The sequence below is a fragment of the Pseudomonas sp. genome (assembly GCF_037994325.1).
Classification (GTDB): Bacteria; Pseudomonadota; Gammaproteobacteria; order Pseudomonadales; family Pseudomonadaceae; genus Aquipseudomonas.
Window position 1 is genome coordinate 1 of record NZ_JBBNAH010000040.1, and the last position, 10,607, is coordinate 10,607.

At 60.6% G+C, this 10,607-nt stretch carries 11 protein-coding genes; 7 read left to right on the forward strand and 4 right to left on the reverse strand.

Annotated features, from left to right (window positions below; all coding sequences use genetic code 11):
- The 7 genes from creB to AAAB16_RS01290 all read left to right on the forward strand — a co-directional run.
- On the forward strand, positions 1–590 hold a 590-nt coding region (creB, locus tag AAAB16_RS01260), incomplete at its 5' end, for a two-component system response regulator CreB (RefSeq protein ID WP_340661697.1).
- Positions 590–2,017, forward strand: coding sequence for a two-component system sensor histidine kinase CreC (creC, locus tag AAAB16_RS01265; RefSeq protein ID WP_340661698.1), 1,428 nt, complete (start codon positions 590–592; stop codon positions 2,015–2,017). The genes creB and creC, both read left to right, overlap by 1 nt.
- A gap of 149 nt (positions 2,018–2,166) precedes the next feature.
- Positions 2,167–2,598, forward strand: coding sequence for a CBS domain-containing protein (locus AAAB16_RS01270; RefSeq protein ID WP_340661699.1), 432 nt, complete (start codon positions 2,167–2,169; stop codon positions 2,596–2,598).
- A gap of 273 nt (positions 2,599–2,871) precedes the next feature.
- Positions 2,872–4,251, forward strand: a complete 1,380-nt coding sequence (gene creD, locus AAAB16_RS01275; RefSeq protein ID WP_340661700.1) for a cell envelope integrity protein CreD — start codon at positions 2,872–2,874, stop codon at positions 4,249–4,251.
- Between the two features lie 5 nt (positions 4,252–4,256).
- Positions 4,257–4,559 carry a hypothetical protein gene (locus AAAB16_RS01280; protein ID WP_110615232.1) on the forward strand — a complete coding sequence of 101 codons (303 nt, stop codon included), beginning with the start codon at positions 4,257–4,259 and terminating at the stop codon, positions 4,557–4,559.
- A 145-nt stretch (positions 4,560–4,704) separates the two neighbouring features.
- Positions 4,705–4,968 (forward strand): hypothetical protein, encoded by a 264-nt coding sequence (locus tag AAAB16_RS01285; protein WP_340661701.1) that lies wholly within the window; start codon positions 4,705–4,707, stop codon positions 4,966–4,968.
- Positions 4,947–5,477: a hypothetical protein gene (locus AAAB16_RS01290; RefSeq protein ID WP_340661702.1), complete on the forward strand. Its 531-nt coding sequence runs from the start codon at positions 4,947–4,949 to the stop codon at positions 5,475–5,477. Before AAAB16_RS01285 ends, AAAB16_RS01290 begins: the two co-directional genes overlap by 22 nt.
- Before the next feature lie 3 nt (positions 5,478–5,480).
- Here the strand turns inward: AAAB16_RS01290 and AAAB16_RS01295 are convergent, their stop codons facing one another.
- The 4 genes from AAAB16_RS01295 to AAAB16_RS01310 all read right to left on the reverse strand — a co-directional run.
- Positions 5,481–6,110 carry a glutathione S-transferase gene (locus tag AAAB16_RS01295; RefSeq protein ID WP_340661703.1) on the reverse strand — a complete coding sequence of 210 codons (630 nt, stop codon included), beginning with the start codon at positions 6,108–6,110 and terminating at the stop codon, positions 5,481–5,483.
- Positions 6,111–6,178: 68 nt separating this feature from the next.
- Complete coding sequence (locus tag AAAB16_RS01300) at positions 6,179–6,835, reverse strand: 3'-5' exonuclease (RefSeq protein ID WP_340661706.1); 657 nt, start codon at positions 6,833–6,835, stop codon at positions 6,179–6,181.
- Between the two features lie 50 nt (positions 6,836–6,885).
- On the reverse strand, positions 6,886–8,820 hold the full coding sequence (locus AAAB16_RS01305) for a putative nucleotidyltransferase substrate binding domain-containing protein (RefSeq protein WP_340661704.1): 1,935 nt from the start codon (positions 8,818–8,820) through the stop codon (positions 6,886–6,888).
- A 421-nt stretch (positions 8,821–9,241) separates the two neighbouring features.
- Positions 9,242–10,607 (reverse strand): malate synthase G (locus tag AAAB16_RS01310; protein WP_340661705.1); only part of this gene is annotated, 1,366 nt, incomplete at its 5' end.

Consider the following 10,607-nt stretch of genomic DNA (forward strand, 5'->3'; position numbering starts at 1 on the left):
GGTTAACCCTGGCCGGTGAAGCGCTGGCGTATCAACAAAACAGCCCCGCCGATCTGTTGATTTTTGATGTTGGCCTGCCGGATATGACCGGCTTTGAGGCGGTTAAACAACTGCGTAAGTTTTCTGAAGTACCGGTGATTTTTCTCACCGCGCGCAATGCCGAGATTGACCGTGTGGTGGGCTTGGAAATCGGTGCTGACGATTATGTGACCAAGCCCTTCAGCCCCCGTGAAGTGGCGGCGCGGGTCAAGGCCATTCTCAAGCGTGTGCAGCCGCGCGCGGCGGCGCCAGCGGTGCAAACCGCTGTGTTTGCCATCGACGCTGAGCGTTTTCAGATTCACTACCACGGCCACCCGCTGAGCCTTACTCGCCACGAATTCCGTCTGCTGCAAACCTTGGTCAGTCAACCGCTGCGGGTGTTTAGCCGCGAACAATTGCTGGATGGCGCTGGCGTGCCCGCCGAAGCCGGCTACGAGCGCAATATCGACAGCCATATCAAAAGCCTGCGCGCCAAGTTGCGCGCGGTGCTGGCAGATGCCGAACCGATCCAGACCCACCGCGGCCTGGGTTACAGCATCAAGGTGGACTGATGCCGCTCGGGATTCGCATATTTCTCGTCTATTTCGTCTTTGTCGGCCTGTCCGGCTGGTTTGTGCTGAGCACGGTGATGGACGAAATCCGTCCCGGCGTGCGCCAGACCACCGAAGAAACCCTGGTCGATACGGCTAACCTGCTGGCCGAGCTGCTGCGTGACGATTTACGCAGCGGCCGCCTCGATCAGCAGCACTGGCAGGAACAGTTTCAGGCCTATGGCCAACGCCAACCCCACGCGCAAATTTGGGGGCTGACTAAAAGCGAAGTCAGCCACCGCATCTATGTCACCGATGCCCAGGGCAAGGTGTTGGTGGACTCCAGCGGCGCGGCGGTGGGGCAGGATTATTCGCGTTGGAACGATGTATTTCTGACCTTGCGCGGTGAATACGGCGCGCGTTCGACCCGCGAAGTGGAGGGCGACCCGGAAACCTCGGTGATGTACGTGGCGGCGCCGATCAAAGACCAGGGCAAGATTATTGGCGTGGTGTCGGTCAGCAAGCCGAGCCGCACCTTGCAGCCCTACATCGAACGTTCGCAAAAGCGCCTGGCCTGGTTTGGTGCGGGGCTGATCTTGCTGGGGTTATTAGTCGGCGGCCTGCTGTCATGGTGGCTGAGTGCGTCGTTGCGGCGCCTGACCGACTACGCCCAAGCCGTCTCCGCTGGCGAGCGCAGCCCTTTGCCGGCGTTGCAAGGCGGCGAGCTCAAGCAACTCGCCGAAGCGCTGGAACATATGCGCAGCGAGCTGGAAGGCAAGGCCTACGTTGAGCGCTATGTGCACACCCTGACCCACGAACTGAAAAGCCCGCTGGCGGCTATTCGCGGCGCGGCGGAATTGCTGGAAAGCGATATGCCGGCCGAGCAACGCCAGCGCTTTGTGGGCAATATCCAAACCGAAAGTGCGCGCCTGCAACAGCTGATCGAACGCCTGCTGAACCTGGCGTTGGTCGAGCAACGGCAAGGGCTGGATGAGCGTGTGCCGTTGCCGCTGCACGACCTGGTGGAAGAGCAATTGCAGGCACAAGCGGCGCGTATCTTGAGTGCGAATTTGCAGGTGGAAAATCTGCTGGCGCCCGAGTGGCAAGTGCGCGGCGAGCGCTTTCTGCTGCAACAGGCGCTGGCTAACCTGCTCGACAACGCTCTGGACTTTACCCGGCCCGGCGGCCAGTTACGTTTTAGCGCTGAGCGCGCCGATGACCTGCTGACCTTGCGCGTATTCAACCAATGCGCGCCGATTCCTGACTATGCTTTGGAACGACTGACCGAACGTTTTTACTCGCTGCCACGCCCTGTCAGTGGGCGTAAAAGCACGGGGCTAGGCCTTAACTTTGTGCAGGAAGTGGCCAGCCTGCATGGTGGTGCTATAACCATTGGCAACGTCGACGGCGGGGTAGAGGTGCGCTTGAGCCTGCCGCTGGTGCATTAGCAGAAGCCGTTTTCAGCGCTGTAACTGCTCTGCAAAGCCTGTTCAATAGGCTCAGCCCTGCGCACAAGTGCCACGGGCCGCTGCAGTTGGCACTAAACGTGATAGCCACCGTGGGCAGCAACAACAAAAAAAGCCACAGGAGTCAGGGTATGAAAACGGTTGCGGAAATCCTCAAAGCGAAAACCCGGAACAGCATTTTCAGCGTCAGCCCCGAGACCTCGGTGCTCGAGGCGGTAAAGCTGATGGGCGAGTTGGGCATCGGCGCTTTGCTGGTGACCGACGGCGGCGAGCTGGTGGGCATCGTCAGTGAGCGCGACTACGTGCGCAAAATCGCCATGCTTGAGCGTGACACATCGGCCACGGTCAGCGAAATCATGACGGCCAAGGTCATCACCGTCGGCCCCAAAGAAGGCAACCGCCACTGCATGCAACTGATGACCGACGGCCATCTACGGCACCTGCCGGTGATGGAAGAGGGCAAATTGATTGGCCTGCTGTCCATCGGCGACTTAGTCAAAGACATCATCTCCGAGCAGGAGAGTTTGATTAATCATTTGGAACAGTACATTCGCGGGGAATAGCGTGGTCGGCCGTCACTTCCAGCCTTAGACGCGGTGGCCGGCGTATCCCCTCGCCCGCTAGCGGGAGAGGGTGCCCGAAGGGCGGGTGAGGGGCTTTTGCTTTTAGCGGATACCTCGTAGGCCCCGGCCCTCTCCCCCTGCCCCTCTCCCGCGAGCGGGAGAGGGGAGCACAGCAGTTGAGTTTGTTTCCACACACTCTCCACATTCCCCCCATAAAACCCCCACCCGGCAACCCCACACTCTCTCCATCCCACCCACATGGAGAGCATCGCGATGAATCGCAGTCTGGGCATCAAACTCGGGGCCATCGGCCTTTTGATTATTCTGTTGTTAATTCCCCTGCTTATGATCGACGGCTTGATCAGCGAGCGGCAGTCGGCGCGCAATGGCGTGCTGGATAACATTGCCCGCAGCTCCAGCTACAGCCAACAAATCACCGGCCCGATTCTGGTGGTGCCGTATCGGCAAAAAATCCGCGAGTGGAAAGTCGCAGAGAAAACCGGCGTGCGTTATCAGGAAGAACGGCAGATCAGCAGCCGCCTGTATGTGTTGCCCGAGAGCTTTAGCCTGAACGGTGAAGTCGGCACCGAGCTGCGTGCCCGCGGCATTTACCAGGCGCGGCTGTTTAAAAGTGACAACCAAATCAGCGGCCATTTCGAAGTGCCGGCCAACTACGGCATTACCGAAGACCTGGCCGACTATCAATTTGACGAGCCCTTTCTGGCCGTCGGTATCAGCGATATTCGCGGCATCAACAACGCTCTCAAGCTCGACCTCAATGGCCAGACGCTGGACTTTGAACCGGGTTTTGGCGACGACATGCTGGCCAACGGCGTACACGCGCCGCTGGGTAAGCTCGACAGCAGCCAGCTGATGAAGCTGAACTACGCCTTCAACCTGAAGCTGCAAGGCACTTCCAGCTTTAGCGTGGTGCCGGTTGGGCGTGACAGCCAAGTGCAGGTGCATTCCGATTGGCCGCACCCAAGCTTTATGGGCGAGTTTCTGCCTACCGAGCGTGAGATCACCGAGCAAGGCTTTAACGCCACCTGGCAGACCAGTTTCTTCGCCACCAACATGGAGCAAGTGCTGCGTGAGTGCGTAAACGTATCCGGCTGCAGCAGCTTTGACGCGCGCAGCTTTGGCGTGAGCTTTGTCGACCCGGTGGACCAGTACCTGAAAACCGACCGTGCGATTAAATACGCCATGTTGTTTATCGCCCTGACCTTCGCCGGTTTCTTCCTGATGGAAATCCTTAAGCGTCTGGCCGTGCACCCGGTGCAATACGGTTTGGTGGGGCTGGCGTTGGCCATGTTCTATCTGTTGCTACTGTCGCTGTCCGAGCACCTGGACTTTGCCCTGGCCTATGCCGTGTCGGCGGCGGCCTGTGTGGCGCTGGTGGGCTTTTATGTCTGCCATGTGCTGCACAGCTGGATGCGCGGCGCCGGTTTTACCGTGGGCCTGGGCGGGTTGTACGGCGTGCTCTACGTGCTACTGAGCGCTGAGGATTACGCGCTGCTGATGGGCTCGCTGCTGGTATTTGGCCTGCTCGCTTGCGTAATGCTGCTGACGCGCAAACTGGACTGGTACGGCGTGGGTAAAACCCCGGCGCCCGAACCACACCTGACCCTTGAACCTGGCCTGTTGGGGGAGTAACCGCCATGCGTATGCTCCTGCAACTGGGCGCCTGCTTTGCCCTGGGCTTATTTGTCGCCCTGCTGATTCTGGCCGGCCTGATGTTTGCCCAGCGCTTTGACCTGATCAACCTCATCGTCATCACCGGCAAGCCCCTGGCGCACCTCGCGCTGGTGGTGTTGCCGGAAGGCTTCTGGGTCAGCCTGACCGGCGCGCCGGATGCCGTGGACAACCCCTCGGTGCGCTCCTTTCTGCAGATGTGCACCGCCATGGGCCAAGTCGCGCTGCTGGTCGGCGCCGGCTTATACCGTGTGAGCATGGCCAAATGAGTGGCCATGTGGGCTTGCGTGAAGATGCCCAGGTGGGGCATCGCTTGGCCGAGCAGATCGCAATGCTCTTTGTAGGGTGCGCTGCGCGCACCACGGGGCTCCTAGTTACCAGCCGGTGCGCACAGCACACCCTACGGGAGGCACCATGGCGACGCTGATGCAAAACGGTGAGCGCCTGCTGGGCTTTATGTGCGGCACCACCTTGGGCTATCTGGCGGCGGTGATGCTGAACATTGACCTGCGTTCATGGCCGGTCAATGGCGTGATGATTTTCTTCGCCGTGATTATGGTGCTGCTGCATGGCCCTGATTGGTGGCGCATGTTTCGCCGCGGCGGCGCTTTTCTGCGTCATGGCCTGGGCGCGGGTTTGCTGCTGATGGGGGCGCTATGGCTGCTGTACTTTCGCTGATGACGGTCGTGGGCCAAGTGCTGAATGTTCTGCGGGTCGTGGTTTTGCTCAAGCTGTGGCTGATTTTGCTGCTGTACATAGCCTACAAAATGAGCGAGCGGCCCTTTATGTTGCGTGCGCTGCCGGCCGCTGTTGAGGTGCAGGGGGTGGAGTGGATTGCCGGTGAAAGTGGTCTGCGTGAGGGCTGTGGCGTGGCGATTTTTCGTCTTGCCCCGAGCATGCAGCAACACCTGCAAGCACGCGGCCTGACCGCGCTGGATGGCGCCCGCCAGGCTCGCGGTTATAGCGAGGACTACTACCACTACCAAGCGTGGCAAGCGACACCGGTGCTGAACAACCTCGCCTCCGATGGCTGGTTGGCGCTGTCCTGCGCGGATCTTCCGCAGGACTTGGAGCAGCGCATCAACAACGCCCTGGCGCAGCCCGGCAGCTATTTCGCCGGCAAAGATGAGGGCGTGCTGCTGGTGCTGCCAGCAGAAGGTTTAGCGGTGTATGGCTACAACGGCTAAAGCTTAAACCGGCGGCTGCGTCGCCAACATCGATGGCCGCTGACTAACCTCGGCATACCAGGCCGCCAGCTGGGGAAACTGCTCGCGCCAGGCCAAGTTGGGTTGGCGGAAGTCCAGATAACCTAGGGCGCAGGCGACACCAATGGACGCCACATCAAAGCGGCTGGCCAGCTCGGCGCTGGCGGCTTCTTCAAACTCGCCCAGGGCGCGGATGATTTTCGCCTGTTGGCCATCGAGCCAATCGGCCCAGTGTTTTTCTTGCGGGCGGGAGAAGGTTTCGTAGCGAATCAGCAGCGCCGCATCGAGCAGGGCGTCGGCCAGCGAGGCCAAGGTCAGACGCCGCCAGCGGCTGGCGCCATCGCGGGGAATCAACGGTTCGCCAACATGCTGGTGGTCGATGTAGTCGACGATCACCCGGCTGTCATGCAACAGCGCGCCATCGGCCAAGCGCAGGGCCGGGATTTTACCGGCGGGGTTATTGGCGATAACCGCTGCGTTGGGGCTAGTGGGGCTGAGGGCTACGGTCTCCAGCGCCACGCGGTCGAGTTGGCCGGTTTCGTGGAGAAATACCAACACCTTGCGCACAAAGGGCGAGGCGGTGTTGTGGAACAGGGTCATGGTCGCAGTGGACATCAGCAGTTCTCGGCTGGGGGCGGTGGCGACAACCCTACAGGGCGACGCTGGCCGCGCAAAGGGGCAGGTTACAGCGACGGCCGTTGTTGCCGGCGTTGCCAGCGGGCCAGGGCATCGGCCAGCGCAGCCGGGCTTTCCAGCCCCTGTTTGCGTGCGCGGCTAAATAGAATCAGCGCCAGCTCGGCGGTCACCAAGGCATCAGCACTGGCGTGGTGGCGTTGTTGCACCTGCAGGCCGAAGTGCGCGGTCCAGTCGTCGAGCCCGGCTTGGCGCAGGGTCACTTCCGGGCACAGCAGCGGGGCCAGGTCGGCGACATCGAGAAAACGATGCTCCAGCTTGTAACCGAGCTCATCCTTTAGCGCTTTGCCGAGCATGTGTTGATCAAAGGGCGCATGAAAGGCCAGGATCGGGCTATCGCCGACAAAGCGCATAAACGCCAACAACGCTTCGGTCGGCGCCACACCAGCGGCCAATTCGCTGGGGGCAATCCCATGGATCAACACACTGGCGCTGACTTTCTGCGCGCTGCGCTGCAAGGTGCATTCGAACTGCTGCGCCAGGTCGATGGCGCCGTCTGCAATCACCACCGCGCCAATCGACAGCAACTGATCGCGCTGCATATTCAGCCCGCTGGTTTCCAGATCGAGCACCACAAAGCGTTGCTCGCGCAACGGCAACTCGCTCCACGGACCGGGCTTGGGTAGTTGCTCACAGGCGCGGGTCAGTTCAGCGTCGGGTGCTGGCGCTGCGCTGCGGCGTAGCCAATCAAACGGCTTCACAATTGATACCTGAGGGCCAAGCTGCTTTGCAGCCGCTGCGCCTGGCGAAACGACTCACGCAAAATGCGCCGGTCCAGGTGGTTCAGGCTGTCCGGGTCGAGGCGGTTGGAGTAGCGCTGTTGCAGGCGCGCTTGCTGCTGGTGCTGCTGCATGCGGGTCTGCTGAATAAAGTGGTAGGCCTCTTCATAGGCGGCACCATCGAGCGGATCAATCACCTCCTTAGCGATCAATTCACGTAGGCGCTGCAAGGTGTTGCCGGCGCTGATGCCATGGGCCAGGGCGAGCAAACGGGCGCCGTCGACAAAGGGCGTCAGGCCTTGCACCTTCAAATCGAGGGTATGTTTTTCACTGCCGCTGCGCGCTACCACAAAATCACGGAAGCGCCCCACGGGTGGGCGATTGCGCAGGGCATTGGCGGCCATCAGCCGCTGGAAAATCTGGTTGTCCGCCACCTCGATCAGAATCTGCTGACGCAAGTGCTCGCAGCCTTCCACCGGCCCCCACACCGCACGTAGATCGAAATAAATGCTGGAGCCGAGCAAATTTTCCGGGCTGGCGTCACGGATAAAACTGCTAAAGCGCCGCGACCATTCCAGCCGCGACAAACACAACTGCGGGTTGCTGGCCATGATGCCGCCCTTGCACAAGCTAAAGCCGCATTTATCCAGGCTGTGGTTAATGCGCTCAGCCAACGGCAGTAGTTTGCCGCGCTTGAGTGCGGCATCGGCGGCATCGCTGGCCTCAAACAACATGCCGTTGTCTTGGTCGGTGTGCAGCGTTTGCTCGCGGCGGCCTTCGCTGCCAAAACACAACCAAGTAAACGGCACGCCTGGGTCGCCCAGTTGTTCAATGCTCAGCTCGATCACGCGGCTGACGGTGTGGTCGTTGAGCAGGGTGATGATCTGGGTGATCTGCGTCGACGACGCGCCGTGGGCGAGCATGCGTTCGACCAATTGATGAATGTCGCTGCGCAGCGCCACTAGGGTGTCCAGCTTATGGGCGTGGCTGATGGTGCGGGCCAGGTGCACCAGGTCGACCCGTTGCAGGGAAAACAAATCGCGCTCGGACACCACACCGCGCAGCTGCCCATCCTCCACCAGGCAGACATGGGCGATATGCCGTTCAGTCATGGCGATGGCGGCGTCAAAGGCACTGGCCTTGGGTGGTAAGTAAAACGGCTTGGCGATCATCACGCTGGCAATCGGCGCGCTGAGGTTCTCGGCGCCGGCCGCCACCACCGAGCGCAGGTCGCGCAGGGTGAAAATCCCGGTCGGTCGATTGCCGTCGTCGACAATCACAATGCTGCCCACCTGCTGCTCATGCATCAGCCGCACGGCGGCACTGATCGGCGTGTCGGCGCTGCAGGTTACTGGCTGGCGCATGGCCAATTCGCGCAGCGGCGTGTCCAGCGAATACTGCGCGCCGAGGGTGGCTACGGCCTGGCGCTGCACTTGCTGATTGACCTGGTCGAGCAGGCTACTGACACCGCGCAAGGCAAAGTCACGGAATGGCGCCGACAGAGCAAACACCTTGATAAAGGCGTCTTTGGCCAGCAGCAGGCAGAAGGTGTCTTCGCCGGCTAAATGCTCGGTGCGCGTAGCGCGTTCGCCGAGCAGGGCGGCCAAGGGAAAACACTCGCCGGTGGTGATCTCAAAGGTGGTTTCCGTACCGCGCCGCGCCGAGTGCGGCCGCTCACCGACCACCAGGCCCTGCTTAACAATATAGAAATGCTGCACCGGTCCGCCGCTGGGCTTGAGAATGCTCTCGCCGGCACCATAAAAACGCAGCTGGCAATGCTCCAGCAGATAGCCCAAATGGGCGTTTTCCATCTGATTGAACGGCGGAAACTTCTGCAAAAACTCCATCAAGCCATGGATGTTCTGCTGTACCGCCGTCTTGCCCGCCTGGGCAAATTCGTTGGCCTTGCTCATCGTGCTGATCCGGACCTTGAGCCCTGAATTTATTTGAGGCCCATGGTCGGAGAAGTAGCAGCCAGGGCAAAGTGGACCTAAGTCTAGTCTGGTGAACAAAGACTGCGGGGCTGCAAACCGGTGGATTGTTAGATCGCCGTCGTCCCCGCGAAGGCGGGGACCCAGGTGTGGAGATCGCCAGCCAGAGGTAACTCCCCTGCGCGATTCTGGATTCCCGCCTGCGCGGGAATGACGGTGGATCGTGAGCTTGCCGTCGTCCCCGCGAAGGCGGGGACCCAGGTGTGGAGGTCGCCAGCCAAAAGGTAATTGCCCTGCGCGATTCTGGACTCCCGCCTGCGCGGGAATGACGGTGCGGAAGATAAATCTGCGCATAAAAAAAACCGCCCCGGAGGGCGGTTTTTTCTGTCCAGCACTGCGCGAATTACAAGCCGTTCTTGGCTTTGAATTCACGACGACGACGGTGCAGAACCGGCTCGGTGTAGCCGTTCGGTTGCTTGGCGCCTTCGATCACCAGTTCTAGGGCGGCCTGGAAGGCGATGTTGCTGTCGAAGTCCGGGGCAAGCGGGCGGTACAGCGGGTCGTTGGCGTTTTGACGGTCAACGACCGGTGCCATGCGTTTCAGGCTGGCGACGATTTGCTCTTCGCTGGCAATGCCATGACGCAACCAGTTGGCCAACAGTTGGCTGGAAATACGCAGGGTAGCGCGGTCTTCCATCAGGCCTACATCGTTGATGTCCGGCACCTTGGAGCAGCCAACGCCTTGGTCAATCCACCGTACGACGTAACCAAGAATGCCCTGGGAGTTGTTGTCCAGTTCGTTCTGGATTTCGTCAGCCGACCAGTTGGTGTTTGCCGCCAACGGAATGCTGAGGATGTCGTCGATGGACGCGCGTGCACGCTTGGCCAGTTCGGCCTGGCGGGCGAACACGTCGACCTTGTGGTAGTGCAAGGCGTGCAGGGCGGCGGCCGTTGGCGACGGTACCCAGGCGGTGTTGGCGCCAGCCAGCGGGTGAGCGATTTTCTGCTCAAGCATGCCGGCCATCAGGTCGGGCATGGCCCACATGCCTTTACCGATCTGCGCGCGACCTTGCAGGCCGGTGGCCAGGCCGATATCGACGTTCCAGTTCTCGTACGCGGCAATCCACTTCTCAGCTTTCATGGCTGCTTTACGCACAACGGCGCCAGCTTCCATGGAAGTGTGGATTTCATCGCCGGTGCGGTCGAGGAAGCCGGTGTTGATAAACACCACACGCTCGCTGGCGGCTTTGATGCACGCCTTGAGGTTAACGGTGGTGCGGCGCTCTTCGTCCATGATGCCGACTTTCAGGGTATTGCGCGGCAAGCCCAGCACGTCTTCAACGCGGCTGAAGATTTCGCTGGTGAAGGCGACTTCTTCCGGGCCGTGCATTTTTGGCTTCACGATGTACACCGAGCCGGTACGGGTGTTTTTGCGGCTGGTGTTGCCGTTGAGGTTGTGCACTGCGATCAGGCTGGTGAACAGCGCGTCTTGAATGCCTTCCGGCACTTCGTTGCCTTGGGCATCGAGAATGGCCGGGTTGGTCATCAGGTGACCAACGTTGCGCACAAACAGCAGGCTGCGACCGTGCAGGGTCAGCTCGCTGCCATCAACCTTGGTGTAAACGCGATCCGGGTTCATGGTGCGGGTAAAGGTGGTGCCACCTTTGGCTACTTCTTCGGCCAGGTCGCCCTTCATCAGGCCCAGCCAATTGCGGTAGATGATGGTTTTGTCATCGGCATCTACAGCGGCTACGGAATCTTCGCAGTCC